We start from the raw sequence: 23,876 nt of genomic DNA on the forward strand, positions 1-23,876 counted from the left end.
CATTTCGTGGTGGGGTCAGGCTTTCGTTATTGACATTATCGAGGCTTTTTTCGTTGGCAAAGGCCTTGGTCGATAACATCAATAACAAAAGCCTGACCCCGTCGGCACACTGAGCCCATCGGTACATTTAAAAATGCCGGCTTTGAAATGAAGCCCGAAAGTTGAGTGAATAATCAAAAGTTTCAGTGTTGCACTGCCAGGACACCATTTGCCGCCACAATCGATAGGTTGCAATACACTGAGGCCCCTTGCCCGCCGAAAATAAGCGCTGGCAAGTGTAAACGACTTTACGGACAATATGAAAGATGCCAAATCAGACAGGAAAAATATGGTTCAGTTAAAATCTTTTTATCTGTTTATTATCTCCATGGTTCTCCAGGCGGGTCTGTTTCCCATGGCATCCCGGGAGTGGATCTCCTATGGACTTTTCTCCTTGATGACCCTGGGGCTGGGGCTTTTTACCTTTGCCATGGCCGGAAATAAAAAACGTCAAACGACCAATTCCATGAAGGGCAGCCGGGAACTGATGTGGCTGCGGCTTAAAAAAAACAAAACCGCCATGGTGGCCATGGGGGTGCTGATTTTTCTGTCATATCTCACCGTGCTTGCCCCGTTTATCACCCCCCAGAACCCTCTGGATACGGATTGGGGGGCATTATCCCAGGGCATTTCCACCACCCACTGGCTGGGCACCGATGACATGGGACGGGATATTTTTGCAAGAACCCTTTTTGGCATCCGGGTGGCCATGGGCATCGGCGTCACTGCCGTGGTGCTAAACACCCTCATCGGCACATTTTTGGGACTCATGGCAGGATACTACGGCGGCAAGACAGACACCCTTATCATGCGGCTTCTGGAAGTGTGGAACGCCATTCCCTTTATCTTACTGGCCATTGCCATCATGGCGGCCCTGGGAACGGGCATTGGCAAATTGATTCTCATTGTAAGTCTTTCCAACCTCATGGCCTTTGCAAGGATCATCAGGGGATCGGTGCTCACAGTAAAAGAGCATGACTACATTGCCGCAGCCCGGGTCATCGGCATTTCAGACGCCGGTATTATTATTCGCCATGTGCTGCCCAACTGCATCTCCCCCATCCTTGTGCTGGCAAGCCTGAGCATTGGGGAGACCATCCTTGTCATTGCCGGACTCTCCTTTCTGGGCCTTGGCATCCAGCCCCCCATGCCAAGCCTGGGTGGGATGCTGGCCAATGGGCAGCAGTTTCTCCATGAAAATTTTCTCATGTCCCTGGTGCCCGGGGTGACCATCTTACTCATTGTTCTGTCTTTTAACCTGTTTGGGGACGGGGTCCGGGATGCCCTGGATAGTCGCCTCAATGATTAATCAACCGTCACAGTAAATTGTTAACTCAACTTTCGGTGTTCGCATTTCGTGGTGGGGTCAGGCTTTCATTATTGACATTATCGAGGCTTTTTTCGTTGGCAAAGGCCTTGGTCGATAACATCAATAACAAGAGCCTGACCCCGTCGGCACACTGACCCCATCGGTACATTTAAAAATGCCGGCTTTGAAATGAAACCCGAAAGTTGAGTTGTTAACCCCAAAGTTCAGGAATCCATTTTAAATAGCTGCCACGGGCCGACCTTACTCCGATTCCGGTCTGTCCACAACAAATATTGAAAATGGTATCATGCCTGAACTCAAAATGTAAACATATGGAAAAAGGCCATGTCCCAAGACCCTTTGCTGGAAATTAAAAATCTGGAAACCGTTTTTTTCACCGATGACGGTGTCATTAAAGGATGTGACGGGGTGAGCCTGAAGGTAAATCCCGGTGAAACCCTTGCTGTGGTGGGGGAATCCGGTTCCGGAAAATCCGTCACCGCCATGTCCATTTTAAATCTCATCCCCGATCCCCCCGGCAAAATCACCAATGGAGAAATTCTCTTCCAGGGACAGAACCTTGTGGGACTTGGCAAGGAGGAGATGCGGAAAATCCGGGGCAACCACATTGCCATGATCTTCCAGGAACCCATGACATCACTCAACCCTGCCATGACGGTGGGCGCTCAAATTGCCGAAAGTGTCATGCTTCACCACAATCCCGATAAAAAAGCAGCCCTTGAAAAAGCCCAAGAGATGCTCCATCTTGTGGGGATACCTGCCCCGGCCCGGCGCCTGAAGGAATACCCCCACCAGATGAGCGGGGGCATGCGCCAGCGGGTGATGATCGCCATTGCCCTTGCGTGCAGCCCCAGCCTTCTCATTGCAGATGAGCCCACCAGCGCCCTGGATGTCACCATTCAGTCCCAGATTTTAAAACTAATGAAAAAATTACAGGAGAAAATGGACATGGCCGTACTTCTCATCACCCATGACATGGGGGTGGTGGCGGAAACGGCAGATAAGGTGGCGGTGATGTACTGCGGCAGCATTGTGGAATATGGCCCGGGCCATGATATTTTTTTTAATGCAAAACACCCTTATTTAATGGGGCTCAAAGAGTCGGTGCTATCCATTGATGACACAGTGGATGAACTGCCCGTGATTAAAGGCAACATCCCTGATCCCCTGCATCTGCCCCCCGGGTGCCGGTTTGAACCCAGATGCCCCCGGGCCATGGAAATCTGCAAGAGGAAGCGCCCTCAACCCGTTTACTTTAACAGTGAACACCATGCCTGCTGCTGGCTCCATGGAGGTGACCATGACACCAGCGTCTGAGACAGCCCCCCTGGGAGGATTTCCTGCCCCGGAAAAAAAGACACTCCCCAGGGACAGCGCACATGAAACAGTGCTTTGTGTAAAGGATCTCAAGGTCTATTTTCCTGTTAAAAAAGGCATTTTCAAAAAAACCGTGGGCCATGTCAAGGCTGTGGACGGGGTGTCTTTTGATCTTTTTAAGGGTAGAACACTGGGACTTGTGGGGGAGTCAGGATGCGGCAAAACCACCGTGGCCAAGGCCCTGGTAAAACTGGTTCCGGCCCATCAGGGGCAGGTAATTTGCAAGGGCCGGGATCTGTTGACGGCCCCGGCTCCGGAGCTGAGAAAACTGAGAAAAAACATCCAGATGATCTTCCAGGACCCTTTTTCCTCCCTGGACCCCAAGATGACCGTGGGCAACATCATAGGAGAGGCGGTAAAATTCCATCGGCCGGGAGAAGATGTCAAAAAACGGGTGCAGGACTGCATGGAAATCACCGGACTTAGGCGGGAGTATGACAAACGGTATCCCCATGAGTTTTCCGGGGGGCAGCGCCAGCGCATCGGCATTGCCAGGGCCCTTGCCACAGAACCTGCCATTGTCATTGCAGATGAACCGGTATCGGCCCTGGATGTGTCTGTGCAGGCCCGGGTGCTGAATCTGATGAAATCCCTGCAGCAGAGATTGAACATTGCCTATCTTTTTATCACCCATGATCTGTCTGTGGTAAAACATATCTCCCATGATATTGCCGTGATGTACCTTGGCAGCATTGTGGAAATTTTCAATTCAAGGGATTTAAAAAGCGGCACCGTGCACCCCTACACCCGGGCATTGATCTCCAGTATCCCTTTGGCCATGCCCGGACAAAAACGAAACCGGATTGAACTGACAGGGGAAATTCCTTCCCCCATGGATGCCCCTCCGGGCTGTGGATTCCAGACCCGGTGCCCCTATAAAATCACCCGCTGTGAAACCCACCGCCCCTTGCTGGAAAGGGTCAAATCCAGGCACACCGTTGCCTGTCATCGCTGGAAGGAAATTAAATTTTCATGAAACCCATCATCGGCATCACCACCTTTTATGACAGAAAGCCCCAGAAAGTTTACACCGCCGTGAGCGACAGCTATGTCCGATCCGTGATTCTTGCAGGAGGAATACCCATTTTGCTGCCGGTGGTGGAAGAAGTGGAGCTGGCAGAGGAATATCTGGATGCCATTGACGGGCTTTTGCTGTCCGGTGGGGAGGATGTTTGCACCATGCGCTATGGGGAAAATCCCATTAAGGAGGTGGAGATGTTCTGCCCCCAGCGGGATGATTTTGAAATCAATCTTTTTATTGAGGCGTTGAACCGGGACATGCCGGTGCTGGGCATTTGTCGGGGGATACAGGTGATGAATGCGGCCCTGGGGGGATCTTTATACCAGGATATTTTCACCCAGGTGGACAATGTGCTGGGACATTTGCCCAAAAAAATGCCCGTGGACACCTTGTTTCACTGCATTAACTTTGTAAAAGGCTCCCGCCTGGAAAAAATTTTTGACACCCGGAACCTGCGGGTGAATTCCTACCATCACCAGGCGGTGAAACAGGTGGCCGACGCATTCATTGCCACGGCATTTTCCACAGACCATATTATTGAAGCCATTGAACACAAAGACAAAAAATTTGCCGTGGGTGTGCAGTGGCATCCCGAGGATCTTACCATAAAATATCCCCATTTTATTAAACTGTTTCAGGCCCTTGTAAGTGCCTCGGAACGGAATGAAAACTGAAACAAGATAATCGCATATAATATTTTATAGTTTAGTTTCATAAAAAAAGCACAAACATGTAACTTAAAAATGTCAAGCTGGATTAAAATTTTGATTCAAATAAAACTCAATAAAATCACAACACATTAAAATAAAAAGAAATAACCATCAATCGAATTATCGAACCTTTATTTAATCAGCTCAACAACCTGTAATAAAAGCAAATTATTAATCATCGATCAAAATAAGACTCAAACAAGCAAAATTCCCAATCACTTGCCCCCACCGTGAAAATCCAATTTTTTACCAACCAAATACCTGAAATAAAAAGAAATACAAGTGCAAGCCTCAACCATGGCATGATAGATGCATTCTAAAATTCTCATAATCGCCACGGCGGACCATATCCTGATCCCGATCCGCCACAACAAAGCTTGAAATACGCCCCTGATTTACAGAGTATTTCATACAAAAAAATAAAAGCCGGTTCATGTTGGATATTCATTAAGAATGAACCAGGCAACTCACAGATAATGCACCTTTAATTTTCAAGGAGAATACAGATGTCCGTCAGAAACACCAAAGCAGGATTCAACTCTCTCAACGGATACGGCATCAATGCCTTTACCACCCAGGAACTTGAGGCCATCCACGCCGCCACACTCCAGGTCTTCTGGAACACAGGCATCAAGGTGGAAACCCCCGAAGCGCTGGACATCTTTGCCGCAGCCGGTGCAACGGTTCAAAGAAAAGACAAATACGGCATTGTAAAAATTCCCAATTACATGGTGGAAGAAAGCATCCAGTCCACACCCAAAGTGGGCATGTTTTACGGTCGACGCCCTGAAGATGACTATTTCACCGATGACAACCGGGTGGGCTTCACCGCAGGTTTTGGTGAGCATGTAAAGATCATTGATCCGGAGACCCGTAAGGTAAGACCCACAGTAAAACAGGATCTTGCCAACATCACCCGCATCCAGGACGCCCTGGCCGTCACCCCGGTAATCGAAAGAGCGGCCTGTTCCGGCGATTGCCTTCCTGCAAGCCAGCCCCTGCACAATTATGCAGCCATGGTGGAAAACACCAGCAAACATTGCTTTCTTGGATTTGGCGGTGGCAAAAACGCCGAAAAAATCATTGAAATTGCCAAAATTGCCGCCGGTGGTGAAGAAAAATTCCTGGATCGCCCCACAGTCACCGGTTTTGTGTGCCCCACAAGCCCCCTGACCCTGGTAAACGAAGCCTGTGAATCCATTATTGCCTGTGCCCGGGGCGGTATCGGCATCTCCATTATCCCCATGTCCCTGTCCGGCGCATCATCCCCGGCCACCCTGGCAGGGGTGGTGGTTCAGCACAATGTTGAAGTACTGAGCGCCCTGATCCTGGCCCAGCTCACCCGCAAGGGCACTCCTTGTGTTTACTGCGGATGCTGCACCATCATGGATCTGCGCCTTGCATGTTCCCCGGTGGGCGTCCCGGAGATGGCCCAGCTCAGCGTGGCCTGGGCAAAAATTGCACAATTTTATAAACTTCCCAGCTGGGTGGGGGGCTGCGCATCGGACAGCAAGCTTGCAGATGCACAACAGGGGTATGACTTCACCCTCACCGCAATGCCCTCAGCCCTGGCCGGTGCCAATGTCATCTACGGCCTGGGAGCTATTGAGTCCATATTGACCTTTGATTATGCAGCCATGCTCCTGGGAGCCGAACAGGCCGAACGCATCCAGCAGGTGGTCTCCGGCATCACCATCAATGACGAAACCATGGCCCTTGATCTCATCCATGAGGTTGGCCCCGGTGGCGAATACATGACCAAGAAGCACACCTTTGAACGCATGAGGGATATGTCTGTGGGTAAATTATTCAATCGCCTGAACCGGGATGCCTGGGAACAAAAATTGAAAGAAAAACCCATTGCAGAACAAGCCTATGATGCCGCAGATGAAATTCTTAAAAATCACAAACCCATGCCGCTTCCAGAGGGTGCCATGGCAAAAATAAATGACCTGATCGCAGAATATGAGGATGAATTAAAATAAAATAACACATCCTTTTCTTTCCCGGATAGAATTGGGAAAATAATTAAAAATCCATTTTACAGAAAGCCCCATTACCCTGTAAAATGGATTTTAGTTTTTAATTTCGTGGTGGGGTCAGGCTTTCGTTATTGACATTATCCAGGCTTTTTTCGTTGGCAAAGGCCTTGGTCGATAACATCAATAACAAAAGCCTGACCCCGTCGGCACACTGAGCCCAGCGGTGCATTTAAAAATGCCTGCTTTGAAATGAAGCCCGAAAGTTGAGTCATAATAAAAAAGATACATGGCTGTACCACCAGCCACAATGAAAATTGAAACGTTCATGATTCCAGGCCTTTGGAAGGAAAGGGAAAGCAGCCATGACTGACACACAACCGGAAAGTATTTTTGACAAAGAGTTCCGCCCAAACGACAACGGCGGCACTTCCCTTGAAAATGAAGAACGCCTTCACTATGCCCTCACCGCCTCGGAAGAGGGGATCTGGGACTGGAATCTGGCCAATGATACCGGTTATCTAAGCCCTCGGTACTATGAAATGCTCGGGTATCAGGTCGATGAGTTCCCCGGCACCGGGAACAACTGGGCCAACATGATCCACCCGGATGACAAAACAAAGGCCTTAAAGGCAATTGTTGATGTCATCCGAAAAAGACGTAAAAGCTATCATTCCACCTACCGCCTCAAGGCCAGCGACGGTTCCTACCGCTGGATACTGTCCCGTGGCGTTGTGGTGCGCTGGGATGAACAAGAAATTCCCCTGCGCCTGGTGGGAACCCATTTGGATATCACCGAGGCCCGGCAAAAAGATGAAGCCCTGCTGCGTTATAAAGAAAATCTGGAGCGGGAGGTGGAAAAACAGACAAAGGAACTCAAAGCCACCAATCGTCAGCTGGAAACAATTCTTAACGCCTCCTCGGAAAGTATCTGGGTATGCGACGGCACCGGAAAAGTACTGGCCATCAACCGAGCCGCAGAAAAACTGCTCCACATCAAAAGCTGCGATGTACTGGGCAAAAATATCCGTTCTCTGAAAAAAAATAACTTTTTTGACCGTTCAGCCACACTGGAGGTAATCAAAACCAGAAAAACCGTCACCATCATGCAGAACATCAAAAAACCCCGCAAACAACTCATGGTCACCGGCACACCGGTATTTAATGACATCGGTGACATTGAAATGATCATTATCAACGAACGGGATCTCACCTCTTTAAACAAAATGAGAGATGAGCTGGAACAGGCACAAAGCACCAGCAGTCGATATAAAGAAGAACTGACCAACCTTAACCTTAAAGAGCTGAAAGAACAAAATATCATTGCGGAAAGCAAAGAGATGCAGCAGGTCATCACAACGGTGATGAAGCTTGCAAGGAGAAAGGTCAGCCCCATACTCATCATGGGAGAATCCGGCACAGGCAAGGGATTACTTGCAAAATACATCCACAGCCAGGCCTTTGATAAAAACTGTCCGTTTGTGCAGCTCAACTGTGCAGCATTGCCGGAAACACTGCTGGAGGCAGAACTGTTCGGATATGATAAAGGGGCTTTCACCGGAGCCAGGGACAAAGGCAAAATCGGCCTTTTTGAAATGGCAAGCGGCGGCACCCTCTTTCTTGATGAATTGGGAGAAATGAGCCTTCCGGTCCAGGCGAAACTGCTAAAATGTCTGGAAGAAAAAGAAGTAATGCGCCTGGGCGGTTTAAAACCGGTTAAAATAGACTGCAATGTGATCACAGCCACCAACATGAATCTCAACCGCCAGGTGCGCCAGGGAAAATTTCGCCAGGATCTGTTTTTCCGGCTCAACACGTTTACCATCACACTCCCCCCCCTGCGCCGGCGCCCTGAAGACATTTTTGAAATGATCATCTTTTTTTTAAAAAAATACAATGCAAAATACGGTGTTAAACGAAAAATATCTTCCAGGGGAATTGAGCAGATTCAAGCCTACAATTTTCCGGGAAATGTCCGGGAATTAAAAAACATTTTAAAAAAAGCGGTGGTCATGGGAGAAAATGATGTTCTGGAGGATCTCGTAAACCAGACAACCTCTCCCCTGCCCCAGTCACCGACCATGGAACATAACCTTTTAGACAGGGATGCCTTTGATTTCAAAGGCAAACTTCTAAACTGCGAAAAACAATTAATGCTCAAAGCCCTGGAACGCTATGACACCACCCGCTCCCTGGCCGGATTCCTTAAACTGAGCCAGTCGTCTGTGGTGAGAAAACTTAAAATCCACGGATTGAGCCATCGATTGCGACGAAATGCCCAACGTTAAAACCCGGAAAACATTGATTCGTTTTTTGTTCAAATACAACACAACATCCTGTTTTTAAAGATAATATCACACAAGTACACACAGAACCAAATTTTAATCATTTTAACAACCTGAATTATTAGCAAATATCCACGATCGATTCATAAAAAAATCAAAACGATATTTTTCAACTCACCACATTTATAATCCCATGCACCAACCTTTCCTTTAATTGCCCTGGACAAAGCTTATTCCCAACCTGTTCCGTCCACAACAAAGTTTGAAAAACCGGGGATTCACACGGATTTTTCATATAAACAGAGATTTCCACCCCACTTTCCATCATACAATTAACCACAATAAACAGATCATTCCATCACCATGGCACAGATAGTGCTAAGTTATATAGTTGAAACAAAATACATACTCTGAATTTGGCCGAATTCATAATACCCGATGATTGTTTTTTCACACATATGGTATATCTGGAATCAACCCCGCTCACGGCATGATTTTCGACAATTTTCGATTTACATGGAGCAGGAGGGATAATACCCATATAATTTCCGGAAACCCGGGTGAAAAATCAATTAAAAATGACAACGCAAAGAACAGCAGCACAAGTAGCAATTCATCATATACTTTTAAAAGGAGGAACCGTCGTGAAGCGCAATGTACATGCCGGAAGACAATTGAGTGGCGGATTCAGTCTCAATGTCTTCAGCGATGATGAAGCCTACGACATTCACCTGGCAACCCTTGAAATCCTTGAACACACAGGGGTTTTTGTGGAGGACGAAGAGGCCCTCCAGGCCTTTGGTGATGCCGGAGCCATCATTGACAAAAAGAAAAAAATTGTAAAAATCAAGCCGTACATGGTGGAAGACGCCATCAGCGCAGCCCCGTCCAAGGTCATCCTTGCCGGACGCAAGCCGGAAAATGATTATGTTCTGGAAAACAACCGGGTGGGATTCACCAATTTTGGTGAAGGTATCAAGATCTTTGACATTGATTCCGGGGAACTCAGGGAAACCCTGAAAAAAGATGTTGCCATGACCGCCAGAATGGTGGATGCCATGAGCGAAATTGATGTGTATGAGCGTGCCGTGGGTGCCCATGATGTCAACCCGGCAGTGGCGCCTCTGCACAATGCCGAAGCCTTTCTTTCCAACACCACAAAGCATTGCTTTCTGGGCCCCATCAGCGGACATCTTGTGAAGAAACTCACCCAGATGGCGGCGGCGGTTGTGGGGGGTATGGACAAACTTCGGGAACGGCCCATACTCTCTTTTATCACCTGCCCTGTGAGCCCGTTAAAACTTGTTCAGGACACCTGTGAAATCATCATGGAAGGTGCCAGAAGCGGACTTGCCGTGAATATTCTTTCCATGGCCATGGCCGGGGGATCTTCTCCGGTGAATCTGGCAGGTACCCTGGTCAATCACAATGCGGAAATCCTGTCCGGTATTGTTTTGAGCCAGAACACAGTGAAAGGTGCTCCGGTACTCTACGGCAGTTCCACCACCTCCATGGATTTGAGATTTGGAGCCGCCTCGGTGGGATCTCCGGAATGCGGCATGATCAACGCGGCTGTGGCACGACTTGGCAACTACTACGGGCTTCCCACATGGGTCGCCGGTGGTTAGGGCGATTCAAAGATGTGCGATGCCCAAAGCGGTCATGAAAAAACAATGACAGGCATGATGGCAGCGTTGGCAGGTGCCAACCTGATTTACGGCCTGGGAATGATCGAAAGTGGCATGACCTTTGACTACGGGCAGCTGTTGATGGACAATGAAATCGCTAAGATGATTAAATTTTGTGTAAACGGTATTCCAGTGAATGACGAAACCCTTTCCGTGGAGGTGACCAAGGAGGTCGGTCCATTCAAGGATTTCATCACCCATAAAAATACCTTTCAAAACATGAAAATTCAATCACAGCCCAAATTGATGGATAGAAAGGTAAGAGCTGCCTGGGAAGCCGCCGGCAGCAAGAGTCTCCATGAAAGAGCTCTGGAAGAAGCCAGACATATCATGGAAACCCATCAACCCGATCCCCTTCCCGACGGTGTGGCGGAAAAACTGCGCGCCATCGTAGAAGAAACAGAAAAAGAAATGGGGATCAGCTAATCCCCGGATGCCTCAATACACGCCATGGGAAGTGAGTAAAACACCTTCGCACACTTCCCATGCTCCTGTTTTGTGAATTAGGTTTATAAGAAAATCTCGGCAAAGCGGATAAATTTTCAAGCTTTGTTACAGGCAAGCCAAAGAACAATACAAGGTATGTCCATGGCAGTTTATATGAAAGACTCCGCAAACCGGGGGGTATTTCAAACTTTGCTGTGGGCGGAGCCGGATCAGAATACGGTCCGCCCGTGGCGGTTATATGAAAAGGTAGCCTACAAGTTTACCTCAACAGAGCCCCCCGAAGGGTAATAGGAACCGGCCAATCGAGCTGTCTACAGTTCCGGGCCGGGACCATTAGTCCTCGGAGGGGGCGGCATAATGCCATTTGGCTCCGCGTCTACGACCCTATATTCGTTGTGTCCGCCGGGACATGTGGGTTATACAAAAGCCCATCACATCCGGGTGGCCCCCCCATGGCCACAAAACAGGTTCGCACACATTTATACACTTTTAACCACCAGAGACTGGAGGGAAAATGCGCAAACTGATCGAGCCGTTATTTGGCGACTATGATGAAAAAGTATTTTATCCCGTTGTGGGACTTCTGTTATTCATATTGGCAGCCATCTTGATTGATTCCGATGCCACTAAAAAATTTTTTGATGCCATCAACCACTGGCTTATTTTTAATTTCAGCTGGGGGTTTCTAATTGGTGTAAGCTCAGTGGTATTTTTTGCCATCTGGGTGGGTATGAGCAAGTACGGCAGCATGAAGCTTGGCAAAGACACCGACGAACCTGAATTTTCATTTATCGCCTGGGTTTCCATGATGTTCAGTGCAGGGTTCGGACTCTCTACTCTCATGTGGTGTTCGGCAGAACCTCTGTACCATCTATATCAGTCATCCTGGACCATTGACGCCGGCACCGCCGGTACTGCAGCAGGTATTCCACAAGCCATGCTGCTCACCTGGTTTGACTGGGGATTTCACGGCTGGGCCTTGTTTGCCGTGGGTGGTCTTGCCATTGCCTTTCCTGCCTATCGCCTGGGCAAACCCATGACATTGGGAATCGGCCTTTTTGGCCTTTTAAAAGAAAAAGCTCTCACCGGCTTCTGGGGAAAACTGGCCGATGTGCTGGGCGTCATCAGCACCCTGGGTGGCAACAGCGCCTCCCTGGGATTTGGTGTGTTGTCCATTGCCTACGGCATCAAGCACATCACCGGCATTGAACTTGGCACCTCCGGCACCCTGGTGGCCATGGCCATGATCATCATCGCCTTCACCCTCTCCGCCGTCAGCGGCGTGGAGCGGGGCATTAAATACTTGAGCCTCATCAACATCTACCTTGGGCTTGGCATGCTGGCCTACCTGCTCATCGTAGGTCCCACCGGGTATATCTTCAGCCTCATCACCCAGACCTTTGGTGCCTATGCCACTCAGTTCATCACCCTCTCCTTCTGGACCGATGCCGCCCATTTCAAGGACGGTGTCTGGGAACAGCGCAGCTGGCTCAATTGGTGGGTGGTCTTTTACTGGCTGTGGTGGGTGAGTTACATTCCCTTTTGCAGCGGGTTTATTGCCAGAATTTCCAAAGGCCGCACCATCCGGGAATATATTCTGGGCACCACCATTGTTCCGGTTCTCATGACCTTTTTACTCTTTGCCATCTGGGGGGGTAATGCACTCCACCTTGAGGTGACGGGTGCCGCTCCCATCTGGGACGCTGTGCAGAACGATTTCGGCAGTACCATTTACACTGTGCTCTCCCAGTTTCCCATGGGCGGGGTGTTATGTGTGGTGGTTTTCTTCAGCATTGTCTGCTTTGGTGTTACAACAAGTGACTCTGCCTCTTATTTTATCTCCATGCAGGCATCCAAGGGAAGCCTCAATCCCACCATTGCCATGCGCATATTCTGGGGGGTTATCCTGGGCAGCCTGGGTCTGGTTCTCCTGGCAGCGGGAAAACTAAATGCCCTCAAAGCCATGGCCATTGTGGTGGGTGCGCCCTTCTTCTTTGTGATACTGGCCTATATGGTCTCCATCGTTAAAATGTTGAAAATGGCCAAGAAAGGCGAGATGTAATCACGCCCTTTCCCTTGGCAACTGCTTCTTAATATCACAATGGAATCCGGCTCATCTTTAATGCCGAATTCCATTGTGATTATCTCATCTACTCAACTTTCGGGCTTCATTTCAAAGCCGGCATTTTTAAATGTACCGATGGGCTCAGTGTGCCGACGAGGTCAGGCTTTTGTTATTGATGTTATCGACCAAGGCCTTTGCCGGCGAAAAAAGCCTCGATAATGTCAATAACGAAAGCCTGACCCCACCACGAAATTTTTTCGCAATTATGTTTTCCCATGATAGTGCCTCCTCCTCAAATCAGCCCAATCTTTAAAATCATCTTAAATTCATGGCATGATATACCCTTTCACACCAAACCCACAACTTTTCCTCACAATCAATTCGGGTTCCAGCACAATATTTTTTGTGACCCCGGCCTGCCGCTCACTTGCAATTTTATCCACCAACAGCTCGGTCCCGGTGCTGCCCATTTGATATTGCCTGTGGGACACAGTGGTCAACTCAATCCCTGCAACGGATGAAAATTCAATGTCATCAAACCCCAAAAGGGCAATATCTCCGGGTATGGTCATGCCGGCCTCACAAACCGCTTCACGCACACCCAACGCCATATTGTCTCCCTGGCATAAAAAGGCTGAAGGTATATTTTTCTCTTTTAATTTCTCTTTGGCAACCCGGTAGGCTGTTTCCATAACATACCCACAATCCACAACATCATACCGCTCTTCGGATATTCCATAAACCTGCATGGCATCCCTGGCTCCCCTGGTTCTGAGAATGGCTGTGGAGGCCTTCATATTACCGGCAATGATGGTAATACGGGTATGCCCCATACGCAGCAGATGCCGGGCCGATTCATAGCCCCCCCTGTAGTTGTCCAAAACCACAGAGTCAATGCTGCTGGCAATGCCGGGATCCAAAAGCAGGCGATTGACCAGCACAAAAGGTATCCTCAATTTTTCAAGCAGAGCAATATTGGGATCATCCTGTAATACTGTAGCCAGAATAATCCCGTCAACCCCCCTTGCATTAAGGGTTTCAATGCTGTTTTGCTCCACTTTAATGCTGTGGTTGGTGTTAAAAAGCATCATGCAGTATCCAAGCTCACTGGCCTTTTCCTGCACCCCTCTGGCAAGCTCCGGATAAAACGGATCGCTGATGCTGGATACAATCAGCCCAATGGCATAACTTTGCTGATTAACCAGGTTCCTTGCAAACGCATTGGGCTGATACCCCATCTGGCTGGCTATTTCCATAATGTTTTTACGTCGTGCCTTGCCCACCCCTGCTTTCCCGTTCAGGGCATTTGATACTGTGGCAGCGGATACACCTAATTTACTTGCAATATCTTTAATGGTAACTCTGCTCATTTGAATCTCAAATTGTTAAAGGTCTAAGAATAAGCCAGCCTGTCAAACAAAAAACATACGATAAAAGGCCCATATCCATTCAGACTGATAATTGTTAAATACTATCATGGTTTTCTTAATTAGCAACCTTTCATGGCTTACATTCCATCTTCCTCCATGGTTCTGCCTTTGAATAGCGAATTTGGTGACATTTCAGAAATATTATGGGCCATAAGCATGGACAAACCCCATCATTGTTTACCCCATTGAATAGATTAAACGATAAAGTAATCCAAGCTCAAATAGCATAACAATTTAATATTAAAAAACATACAAACTTTTTAACAACAAATACATTCCATTAACAGATCACCATATTGTCAGGACACAAAGCGGGCTATACTTTTCCCAAAAGTTTCATTTACTCATAACTATTCCAAGCTATTATCCTTAATAAAATCAAATAAAACAATAAAAATTTCGATTATCATTTTTTCTTGACAACTGAATTACATTTAGCATATACAGACAAAACAACTTAAACGTTTAATTTAATATTTTCAACTCAACAACTCAACATTCGGTGTTCGCATTTCGTGGTGGGGTCAGGCTTTCGTTATTGACATTATCGAGGCTTTTTTCGTTGGCAAAGGCCTTGGTCGATAACATCAATAACAAAAGCCTGACCCCGTCGGCACACTGAGCCCATCGGTACATTTAAAAATGCCGGCTTTGAGATGAAGCCCGAAAGTTGAGTCAATAATTAATAAACAGGGTATCTTTAACAAATTAAAATTTTGGTTCTAATTCAAGACGCAGAAAAATTTTAACCCGAGAAATACATTGAGTATTTTGAAAATTATAATTTTCACGCAACACAGGATTCAGAGCTTAAGAAATTTTTTAGAGGTAGCCACCTGTCTTAAGGAGAAATCATGACTCTGCCCTTGGTAAATATTCGTGTACTGGACTTTGGTCAATATGTTGCAGGCCCGGCAACAGCCGCCATACTGGCGGACCAGGGGGCTGAGGTGATCCGCATTGAGCCTCCGGGGGGCCCACGATGGAAATCACCTGCCATGGACACCCTGAACCGCCGCAAAAAAAGCATTGTTCTGGACCTGAAAACAGAGAAGGATCTTGCCATCGCCCGGGACCTCATTGCCACAAGCGATGTACTTATTGAAAATTTTCGGCCGGGAGTGATGTCAAAACTGGGTCTTGGCCCCCAGGATGCACACACACTGAATCCCAGGCTGGTATATATTTCCCTGCCCGGCTTTTCCGCCGAAGATGAAGAACGCTCACATATCCAGGCCTGGGAAGGTATCATTGCTGCAGCCAGTGGACAATTTACGGACATGGGGCTCAATCGCATCCTCATGGGAATAAACACCTCTTTTTCACCCATCACACTTGCCTCGGGATATGCAGCCATGCTGGGGGCCACCGCTGCGTCTCTGGCATTATACAGCAGGGAGACCTGCGGACATGGTGACACCATTGAAGTTCCCATTGCCGCCGCCCTCATGGAGGGACTGGTGTACAACTCCATGTACATTGAAGATTGCCCGGGTCGCTATTTTTCCCTGAGAGAGCATGAAATAGACAGGAGAAAAAAGGTAGGAGAACCCCTGGATATGGGCTATGATGAACTACAGGAGTTCATGGATCCCTTTTACCGAAGTTATTTCTGCAAGGACGGAAGACCGGTATATGTGGTGGCCACCTGTCACGTTAACCACTGCCACAAAACCCTGAAAGCCATGGGATTGTACGAAAAAGTAAGGGAAATGGGCCTGCCGGATCTGGATGACTGGTACATGCCCAGCAGCCGGTGGCCCCAAGGTCTGGACTGCGCCCTGGGTCTCTATCCCCTTACCAAACCATGGGCAGACAAAATATCAAAACTCATGGCAGAAAAATTTCTGGAAAAAACCGCCTATGAGTGGGAAGCCCTTTTTGGAGAAAAAAATGTGCCCGTATCTGCCCATCGTTATACCAAAGAGTGGCTCAACAGTGAACATGCCCTGGCATCGGGCCTGGTGCATGAATTCATGGACCCTGTTGTGGGCAAAAGAAGACAGGCAGGCCCTGTGGCCTGGCTTAACAGTTCTGCAAAACTTGCTTCCACCGGGGCTCCGGCACCGGCCCCCGATGCCCACAGAGAAGAGATCCTTACTGACCTGGCAATGAGAAAAACATCTTCAATGGCTTCACCGGCACAATACACTCCTTTTACAAAGGGTCACAACTGGTTAAAAGGGGTAAAGATCCTGGACATGACCAACGTCATTGCAGGTCCCACCGTGGCCAACACCCTGGGTCGATTCGGGGCCGAAGTAATAAAAATATACCCCATCAAGCCCACCTTTGATCCCTGGAATACGGTGCTCATCGGTCTTCAGGTCCACCGGGGAAAACGCAGTATCCTGATAGATATCAAGTCAGACAAGGGGCGTGAAGCATTTAATAAAATGGTGAAATGGGCTGATGTGGTGACCTATAACGGTCCCCATCGTCAGCTTGAACCCCTGGGCATTGATCTTGAAAACCTTAATAAAATCAATCCCCAAACGATTCTCTTTCATCTGGACTGCTGGGGAGGACCCAAAACCGGCCCCCGAAGCGATTATGTGGGGTATGATGATCTGGTCCAGGCCGCCACCGGCATCATGTCACGCTTTGGGGGCTCCATGAAAACCCCGGAGGAACATGCCCATCTTGGCACCATTGATGTTCTCACCGGCTTTTCCGGAGCCTTTGCCGTTGCCACAGCTCTTTATCAACGCAAAACCACCGGAAAAACAGATGTGGCCCGCACCTCCCTTGCCGCCTGCGGTCAGCTGCTCCAGGCCCCCTTTACCTACGATTATGAAAGCCGGGCACCCTTTGATGAACCCAGCGGTCGCCACATAAAAGGGGAAGGGCCTCTCTATCGCTGCTATGAAGCTTTGGACGGATGGTTCTTCATGGGCATGCACACCCCGGATGCAAATGCCCACCACGCCCTTGAAGCCATTGACGGCCTGACAGGTATTTCCAAACTATCTTATGAAGCATTGGAAACTTTTTTGATGGAAAAATTCAAAACCCGGGAAAAAGCTCACTGGATCACCGCCCTTAATGCCATGGATGTGGGAGCGGTGGAACTAAAGGCTCTGAGTCAGTTAAGGGAAAAGTACTCAAGCCATGAAGAGACCGGCCCCCACGGCAGCGGCTCCACCTTTCAGTTCACCCGGTATGACAACCACCCCAGCGGACACCGCATTGACATCATTGCGCCTTGTTCCATCCGTCCCCAATATTCCACCCTCACCGTACCGCCCCCGGCTGAAAAATATGGCAAAGAGACCCGGGAAATTCTTACGGACATGGGATATAGCAAGGGGGAGATTGATGATATGATAAACTCAAAAGTGGTATCGGAAAGCTGGGGAGAACAATACCTTCCCGATTGATGAACCCAGTCTCACACTTTTTTATATAACTGCCATTGGCAGACCTTGTACTGACCTCGATCTGCCCACAACGAAGCTTGAAATACGCCTCTGAATTGCGGAGTATTTTATATAAAACGGGCAGATCCTTTCGGACACAACAAATATAGGGTCGTAGACGCGGAGCCAAATGGTATTATACCGCCGCCCCCCGATGGGCAATGGGCCCGGACCGGAACTGTAGACAGCACAATTGTCCGGTTCCTATTACCCATCGGGGGGCGGCTCTGCTGAGGTTGGCTTGAAGGCTGCCTTTTCATATAAAAAAGAAATTTCCAAACAGACGCTTAATTGCCTTTGCACATCAATGGAGACCATTATGAATGAATTTAATGTCCTGTTTCAACCCCAGATGCTTGGAAAAATCAAGCTGAAAAACCGCATTGCCATGGCCCCCATGGGGGTGGAATATATGACCGAAGCCGACGGCACCTTAAACCGCCGTGTGGTGGATTATTACCTGGAACGGGCCCGCAACGGCGTTGGCATGCTCATCTGCTCGGTGTTCAAGGTGGAAAACCAGGTGGAGCACCTGGAAGAAAGTACCCCCATGATCACCGAGGCATCCATGAACTATCTGGGAGATCTTTGCGATGCAGCCCACAGCTTTGGTACAAAGATATTTGTACAATTAACCGCAGGGTTCGGTCGGGTGACATTTCCAAGCATTTTAAGGGGCCCCTGCATGTCCCCTTCGGAAAACCATAATTTCTGGGACCCTTCCATTGCCTGCAAGGCCCTCACAGTGGAAGAGATTAATTCCATTGTCACCGCCATGGGTGTCACGGCCCGGCGCCTGGCCCTGGCCGGGGTGGATGGCATTGAACTGCATGGCCATGAAGGATACCTGTTTGACGAGTTCACAACTCCGTTGTGGAACCGACGCACAGATCAGTATGGCGGCAGCCTGGAAAACCGTCTGCGCTTTCCTGTGGAGTGCCTGGAGGAAATCAAGAAAGAAGTGGGCGAACAACTTGCCGTGGTGTATCGATTCGGATTAAAACACTATCTGAAAGATCCCCACCATGGTGCCCTTCCCGGCGAACCCTTTGTGGAGGTGGGCCGGGATGTAAAAGAGGGCATTGAAATGGCCAGAGAACTTGAAAAAGCCGGCTTTGACGGCCTGCATGTGGATGCCGGGTGCTATGAAAGTCATTACTGGCCCCATCCGCCCATTTACCAGAAACACGGCTGCATGGCAGACATGGCGGCCCAGGCAAAGGCAGCAGTATCCATTCCTGTCATTGGTGTGGGCCGCCTGGACAAACCTGAAGTGGCGGCCCGGGCTGTTTCCGGGGGCTCCATGGACATTGCCGCCATTGGACGGGGCCTTTTGGCCGATCCCCAATGGGCAGATAAGCTCAAATTTGGCGATCCCCGGGATATTCGACCCTGTGTGGGATGCTATGACGGATGTTTTGAAGCCTATTCAAAATTCAGAAACATCTCCTGTGCCTTGAATCCGGCATCGGGAAGGGAGGCAGCCTATGGTCTCACCCCAACACTTAAGCCCTTGGATGTCATGGTGGTGGGGGGCGGCATCGCAGGCATGGAAGCGGCCCGGGTGGCAACTCTCCGGGGACACCGGGTCACCCTCCATGAAAAAGGTGACACCCTGGGCGGTACGGTGAACCAGGCTGCCGTGCCTGAATTTAAAAAAGATCTGCGCCGTCTGCTGGCCTGGTATGAACGACAGATGGAAAAAACCGGGGTAACAGTGAAAATGAACTCCCCGGTGACAAAGGAAAAAATTTCAACCCAGGCACCGGATGTTATCCTTGTGGCCACCGGTGCCCATCCCATGGTCCCCCCCCTTCCCGGCATGGATCAGGAAGTGGTGACCACAGCAGTGGATCTCTTAAGGGGGGCAAAGCCCGCAGGAAACAATGTAATGGTCATCGGCGGGGGACTTGCCGGGTGTGAAGTGGCCATCTGGCTTGCGGAAAAAGGTAAAAAAGTCACGGTGGTGGAGATGCTGGACCAGGTCATGACTGGAGGTGCTTCCGTGCCCACCCAGGTGAAAATGATGACCATGGATCTGATGAACCGCTTTGGGGTGGAAGTTCTCACCGCCACCCGCCTGGATCACATCACGGAAAATGAAGTGGCATTGATGTCAAAAGATGGGACAATAATAAAACGCACCCCGGACACCGTGGCCCTTGCCATGGGTATGACCCCGGAAACACGCCTTGCCGATGATTTGGACAACACCCCTTACCGGGTGTATCGCCTGGGGGACTGCCGTTGTCCCAAAAATGTAATGAATGCCGTGTGGGATGCCTATGAGGTTGCCCGGTTTATATGATTCTGCACAAACCATCTTGACAGATCCATTGTTATCTTGTAGCAAAGAAAGCGTCTCACCAGGTGCAATTGCTTAATAGGGAATCCCGTGAAAACCGGGAACGAGCCCATCGCTGTATTATCTTTGATTTCAAGAATATCTGCCGGGGAAATCAAGGAACTACTTGTGGCCCACAAAGATCGTTTGTGCCGATTCGGATTTGATTATTTTAAGCATATGGCGATGGAAAACGGTTGTAAAATTAAAGTTGTAAACCAGGAATCATTGTCTCCTCAACAGGAAATGGTAGAAGATTTAATGGCAATTATTCATACTTTCAGTTGTAGATTATATGCCCTTCGAAAATATAAAAAAAAGATTAAAAAAATAATAGAGGCACCGGAATCGTGAATATTTCCCTGGCTCACAAAATAGAACTAAAGCCTGCCAATATCCAAAAAGGATATTTTGTACGGGCCTGTGGCACTGCCAGATTTGTTTGGAACTGGGGGCTTGCTGAGTGGAATCGGCAATACAAAACTGGATCAAAACCTTCGGGATTGGGATTGAAAAAAAAATTCAATGCAATTAAAAAGGAAGAATTCCCATGGGTATTTGAAGTCTTGAGAGATGCCAATAGTCAACCATTCAGCAATTTACAAAAAGCATTTACCAATTTTTTCAAAGGAACCTCAAAGCCACCGCAATTCAAAAAGAAAGGGATCGGGGATAGTTTTTATATCGCCAATGACAAGTTCAAGGTGGAAGGTAAGAAAATACGCATTCCAAAGCTTGGTTGGGTAAAGATGACCGAATGCCTTGGCTATTCCGGCAAAATTTTAAGCGCCACGGTTTCCAGAACTGCTGACAAGTGGTTTGTCAGTATTTGCGTTAAAATGGATATCACGCCTACAACATGCGAAAACCAAGCAGTTGTCGGTGTGGATCTTGGTGTAAAAACTCTGGCAACATTGTCAAACGGTGAAATGATCGAAGGTCCCAAGGCATTACGAAAAATGCAAAAAAAGCTGAAAAGGCTCCAGCAATCCTTATCCCGGAAAAAAAAAGGATCAAAAAATCGAGAGAAACAAAAACGAAAAGTGGCACGCCTGCACCATCAAATTGCATGTATTCGGCTTGACGCACTTCACAAGCTCACCTCAAAGCTAATCCGTAAATATTCCGTGATAGTGATTGAAGATTTGAATGTTCGTGGGATGATGAGCAACCACAAACTGGCAAAAGCCATCTCAGACATGGGTTTTCATGAGTTCCGACGTCAGCTTGATTATAAATCTTCCATTGCAGGTGTTCATGTGATAGTTGCGGATCGTTGGTTCCCATCATCAAAAAGGTGTTCTTGCTGTGGTGAGAAACATTCGAAACTTAAACTTTCGGATCGGATTTTTGTTTGCCCGACATGTTCATTCAAAATGGATAGAGATCTCAATGCCGCCAAGAATTTGGAGATGTATCCTGAATTAATAGCGGCATAACTAATATTATACCGTTGGTTCAACGGAATTTTAAGCCTGTGAAGAGGAAATGAGACCTAAGCAGTTAAATCGGGCACACTCGACGAAGCAGGAATTTTTCATTGCTCGAACTCAAATGAGTAAGAGTGCGTAAGAAAAAAGGAACAGTTCCCTGTTCGGCTTTAAAAAAGCACCATAACAACTCTGTTGTTTAAAACATTTTTTATAAGCAGAAGCCCACATTGATGTCAAGAAGGATTTCGCATTCCGCTTCCATATAACTGCCACGGGCAGACCGTATTCTGAATCCGCTCTGCCCACAACGAAGTTAAAAATACTCCTCTGATTTGCGGAGTATTTCAGAGCGCCCAGCACGTAAATGGCCAAGCTTATCTGATAAAAAGGCTGTAGTGATACATGGATTTATGCTTGGGGTTTGGGGACGCTTTGCAGAACTTTCCCCTGCTGCCGAATCTGAAAGATACCATCAATTGCCAAAAGGCCCAAAGCGGTCAGAATGGCCTGATAGGTAAATATCTCATCCTGGGAAACAGATTCCCCCAGAACAAACAGGGAAACCAGAAAAATAAGCCCCGGCTCCAGATAACTCAACAGCCCAAAAAGGCCCAGGGGCAAGCGTCGACCGGCGGTGAGCATGCACACCACAGGAATGGTGCCAAGCAAACCAAGGCCGGCGAAACGAAGAAGCATCTCCCATGGAAAGGCAAAGGGGTGGTGCACATTGCCAAAATGGAGGATCCCCCAGATGGAAACAGGTAAAAGCAAGATATTTTCAAGACAAAATGCATCCAAAGGGGAAAGGGGCTGGCCACGGCGAATGATGTAATAGACAGGAAAACCCAATGCCACAACCAGCACCACCCAGGAAAGACCGCCTGCTCTTAAGTAGGCAGACCCCACCCCCATTACGGCTGCGATCACAGCAAACCATTGGCAGGGGCGCAGTTTTTCGCCAAAAAAAATACGTCCCACACCCACCATCACAAGGGGCAGCAAAAAATAGCCCAGGGAAAGTTCCACGGTGCGGCCATTTAATGGCGCCCAGATAAAAAGCCACATTTGAATGCCGATGATGGCGCTGGTGAGCAGAAGCCCCGGCAGCAGCCTGGGGGATATCAACGGTGTAAGGGACGGCACCAGACGCCCTGTGAAAAATTGCCCTGCCAACATGAGAATTACGGACCACACCACCCGTTGGGCCGTTATTGCATATCCAGGCATGGGCTGGAAAATCTGCACATATATGGGCATGGCTGCAAAAATGCCGGAGGCAAACACTGACATTAAAATACCATAGGAATTTCCAAAATATGGTCTGGTCAAATTTAAAATCTCCATCTAAGTTTCAGCTCTTATGATCCGGGCAACCCGGAGTCTGCAATATTTCCTGAATCTCCTGCCAAACGGGCACGAAAATCAAATCCAGGAATATAAAATAAAGCATTTTTCATGCCAAACAATGCTTCGGACAGTTTTCAGCCCCCAAAATTCCTAAAATCAGGGCTGAGTTAAAAACAATCAAATGTGCTTCTGGTAACTATCTATAATCATTAGATCTGGTACCCGGGAAAAGTGTCCGAACTATTGACCAAAACGAGTTGAAAATTTTAAATAGATGAATCTTTTCTGAGGATAATAAAATATCAAGCCCATGGCTCAAAAATGAATACTCGATTATCCCACCAGTGCATCATAATAAAGAACCTGCCCCGCGCAATATAAATCTTCGGCTTGGTAATGTAAATGTTTGGACAATGCCTCATAGTCACCTGTTTGGGACTGCGTAGCATACAATTGTTAGGTGGGCAGGCCAAAACAGGTGACGACAGGGGTGCTGAGCGAATATTTACCACGCAGCTCAGGAGAGCCAGGAAAGAATCTCATCCTTTGACGGAATCTTGCCGGCACATTTCACTTCGCCGTCCACCACCACAGATGGCGTGGCAATAACCCCAAAACCGGCAATTTCCATCATATCTGTGACTTTTTCAACTGTGGCATCACTACCCGCTTTGTCCACCACCTCTCTAACAATTTTTTCCGCTTTTTTACATTTTGCACAACCTGGACCCAATACTTTAATTTCCATTTTTCTCTCCTACGTAATTGCTCATAATTTAGTTAACCCACAAATGACTGACGAAATTTTTTATAAGAAAGTAACTTTAAATATCATAATTTCAGACATATACATAATGGTAGAACCATTTAGATTCTTATCTCTTATTTTCGTGTTGTTTTGGCAAAAGAATTATGTAGACTACTCATAACTATTTGCCAATTCAGGGATTATCACCATTGAT

General features: G+C 48.1%; 15 protein-coding genes, 1 pseudogene and 1 riboswitch. Of the genes and pseudogenes, 13 read left to right on the forward strand and 3 right to left on the reverse strand.

Annotated features, from left to right (window positions below; translation table 11 throughout):
• The first annotated feature begins 298 nt into the window (after positions 1-298).
• From B9A32_RS19730 to B9A32_RS19770, 9 genes and pseudogenes are all read left to right on the forward strand, one after another.
• Positions 299-1,348, forward strand: coding sequence for an ABC transporter permease (locus B9A32_RS19730; RefSeq protein ID WP_084071688.1), 1,050 nt, complete (start codon positions 299-301; stop codon positions 1,346-1,348).
• A gap of 345 nt (positions 1,349-1,693) precedes the next feature.
• The gene (locus B9A32_RS19735) at positions 1,694-2,686 is read left to right on the forward strand and encodes an ABC transporter ATP-binding protein (protein WP_084071689.1); all 993 of its coding nucleotides are present in this window, start codon (positions 1,694-1,696) and stop codon (positions 2,684-2,686) included.
• Complete coding sequence (locus B9A32_RS19740; protein WP_084071690.1) at positions 2,670-3,722, forward strand: ABC transporter ATP-binding protein; 1,053 nt, start codon at positions 2,670-2,672, stop codon at positions 3,720-3,722. Before B9A32_RS19735 ends, B9A32_RS19740 begins: the two co-directional genes overlap by 17 nt.
• Complete coding sequence (locus B9A32_RS19745; RefSeq protein WP_084071691.1) at positions 3,719-4,441, forward strand: gamma-glutamyl-gamma-aminobutyrate hydrolase family protein; 723 nt, start codon at positions 3,719-3,721, stop codon at positions 4,439-4,441. The genes B9A32_RS19740 and B9A32_RS19745 overlap by 4 nt, the downstream gene beginning before the upstream one ends.
• Before the next feature lie 542 nt (positions 4,442-4,983).
• Entirely contained in the window at positions 4,984-6,462 is a 1,479-nt protein-coding gene (gene mttB, locus B9A32_RS19750) for a [trimethylamine--corrinoid protein] Co-methyltransferase (protein WP_084071692.1), read from the forward strand.
• A 359-nt stretch (positions 6,463-6,821) separates the two neighbouring features.
• Positions 6,822-8,744, forward strand: a complete 1,923-nt coding sequence (locus tag B9A32_RS19755; protein ID WP_084071693.1) for a sigma 54-interacting transcriptional regulator — start codon at positions 6,822-6,824, stop codon at positions 8,742-8,744.
• Positions 8,745-9,385: 641 nt separating this feature from the next.
• A pseudogene (gene mttB / locus B9A32_RS22220) lies at positions 9,386-10,855 on the forward strand ([trimethylamine--corrinoid protein] Co-methyltransferase).
• A gap of 174 nt (positions 10,856-11,029) precedes the next feature.
• A complete protein-coding gene (locus B9A32_RS22435; RefSeq protein ID WP_269749050.1) occupies positions 11,030-11,164 on the forward strand; it encodes a hypothetical protein in 135 nt (44 codons plus the stop codon).
• A 226-nt stretch (positions 11,165-11,390) separates the two neighbouring features.
• Positions 11,391-12,938, forward strand: a complete 1,548-nt coding sequence (locus tag B9A32_RS19770; protein ID WP_084071695.1) for a BCCT family transporter — start codon at positions 11,391-11,393, stop codon at positions 12,936-12,938.
• Positions 12,939-13,267: 329 nt separating this feature from the next.
• On the opposite strand, the gene B9A32_RS19775 is transcribed toward B9A32_RS19770, so the two are convergent.
• Positions 13,268-14,311 carry a LacI family DNA-binding transcriptional regulator gene (locus B9A32_RS19775; RefSeq protein WP_084071696.1) on the reverse strand — a complete coding sequence of 348 codons (1,044 nt, stop codon included), beginning with the start codon at positions 14,309-14,311 and terminating at the stop codon, positions 13,268-13,270.
• 914 nt (positions 14,312-15,225) lie between these two features.
• Here B9A32_RS19775 and B9A32_RS19780 point away from each other — a divergent pair.
• From B9A32_RS19780 to B9A32_RS19795, 4 genes are all read left to right on the forward strand, one after another.
• Positions 15,226-17,751 (forward strand): CoA transferase, encoded by a 2,526-nt coding sequence (locus B9A32_RS19780; protein ID WP_139795902.1) that lies wholly within the window; start codon positions 15,226-15,228, stop codon positions 17,749-17,751.
• 358 nt (positions 17,752-18,109) lie between these two features.
• A complete protein-coding gene (locus B9A32_RS19785; RefSeq protein ID WP_170923925.1) occupies positions 18,110-20,098 on the forward strand; it encodes an oxidoreductase in 1,989 nt (662 codons plus the stop codon).
• Positions 20,099-20,141: 43 nt separating this feature from the next.
• Positions 20,142-20,259, forward strand: a riboswitch (cobalamin riboswitch).
• Positions 20,222-20,488 (forward strand): recombinase family protein, encoded by a 267-nt coding sequence (locus B9A32_RS19790; protein ID WP_212638033.1) that lies wholly within the window; start codon positions 20,222-20,224, stop codon positions 20,486-20,488. (Overlaps the previous riboswitch by 38 nt.)
• Positions 20,485-21,573 (forward strand): RNA-guided endonuclease InsQ/TnpB family protein, encoded by a 1,089-nt coding sequence (locus tag B9A32_RS19795; RefSeq protein ID WP_084071699.1) that lies wholly within the window; start codon positions 20,485-20,487, stop codon positions 21,571-21,573. Before B9A32_RS19790 ends, B9A32_RS19795 begins: the two co-directional genes overlap by 4 nt.
• 402 nt (positions 21,574-21,975) lie before the next feature.
• Here B9A32_RS19795 and rarD read toward each other — a convergent pair whose 3' ends face one another.
• Both rarD and B9A32_RS19805 read right to left on the reverse strand, forming a co-directional pair.
• Positions 21,976-22,896: an EamA family transporter RarD gene (gene rarD, locus B9A32_RS19800; protein ID WP_170923926.1), complete on the reverse strand. Its 921-nt coding sequence runs from the start codon at positions 22,894-22,896 to the stop codon at positions 21,976-21,978.
• Positions 22,897-23,431: 535 nt separating this feature from the next.
• Positions 23,432-23,662 carry a thioredoxin family protein gene (locus B9A32_RS19805; RefSeq protein WP_084071701.1) on the reverse strand — a complete coding sequence of 77 codons (231 nt, stop codon included), beginning with the start codon at positions 23,660-23,662 and terminating at the stop codon, positions 23,432-23,434.
• Between the last annotated feature and the right edge of the window lie 214 nt (positions 23,663-23,876).

It is taken from the genome of Desulfocicer vacuolatum DSM 3385, assembly GCF_900176365.1.
Lineage (GTDB): Bacteria > Desulfobacterota > Desulfobacteria > Desulfobacterales > Desulfobacteraceae > Desulfocicer > Desulfocicer vacuolatum.

Coding starts and splice junctions, on each gene's coding strand:
- B9A32_RS19730 (WP_084071688.1), top strand. CDS start 299: ATGAAAGATGCCAAATCAGACAGGAAAAATATGGTTCAGTTAAAATCT.
- B9A32_RS19775 (WP_084071696.1), bottom strand. CDS start 14,311: ATGAGCAGAGTTACCATTAAAGATATTGCAAGTAAATTAGGTGTATCC.
- B9A32_RS19770 (WP_084071695.1), top strand. CDS start 11,391: ATGCGCAAACTGATCGAGCCGTTATTTGGCGACTATGATGAAAAAGTA.
- B9A32_RS22435 (WP_269749050.1), top strand. CDS start 11,030: ATGAAAGACTCCGCAAACCGGGGGGTATTTCAAACTTTGCTGTGGGCG.
- B9A32_RS19755 (WP_084071693.1), top strand. CDS start 6,822: ATGACTGACACACAACCGGAAAGTATTTTTGACAAAGAGTTCCGCCCA.
- B9A32_RS19745 (WP_084071691.1), top strand. CDS start 3,719: ATGAAACCCATCATCGGCATCACCACCTTTTATGACAGAAAGCCCCAG.
- B9A32_RS19740 (WP_084071690.1), top strand. CDS start 2,670: ATGACACCAGCGTCTGAGACAGCCCCCCTGGGAGGATTTCCTGCCCCG.
- B9A32_RS19805 (WP_084071701.1), bottom strand. CDS start 23,662: ATGGAAATTAAAGTATTGGGTCCAGGTTGTGCAAAATGTAAAAAAGCG.
- B9A32_RS19785 (WP_170923925.1), top strand. CDS start 18,110: ATGAATGAATTTAATGTCCTGTTTCAACCCCAGATGCTTGGAAAAATC.
- B9A32_RS19735 (WP_084071689.1), top strand. CDS start 1,694: ATGTCCCAAGACCCTTTGCTGGAAATTAAAAATCTGGAAACCGTTTTT.
- B9A32_RS19780 (WP_139795902.1), top strand. CDS start 15,226: ATGACTCTGCCCTTGGTAAATATTCGTGTACTGGACTTTGGTCAATAT.
- mttB (WP_084071692.1), top strand. CDS start 4,984: ATGTCCGTCAGAAACACCAAAGCAGGATTCAACTCTCTCAACGGATAC.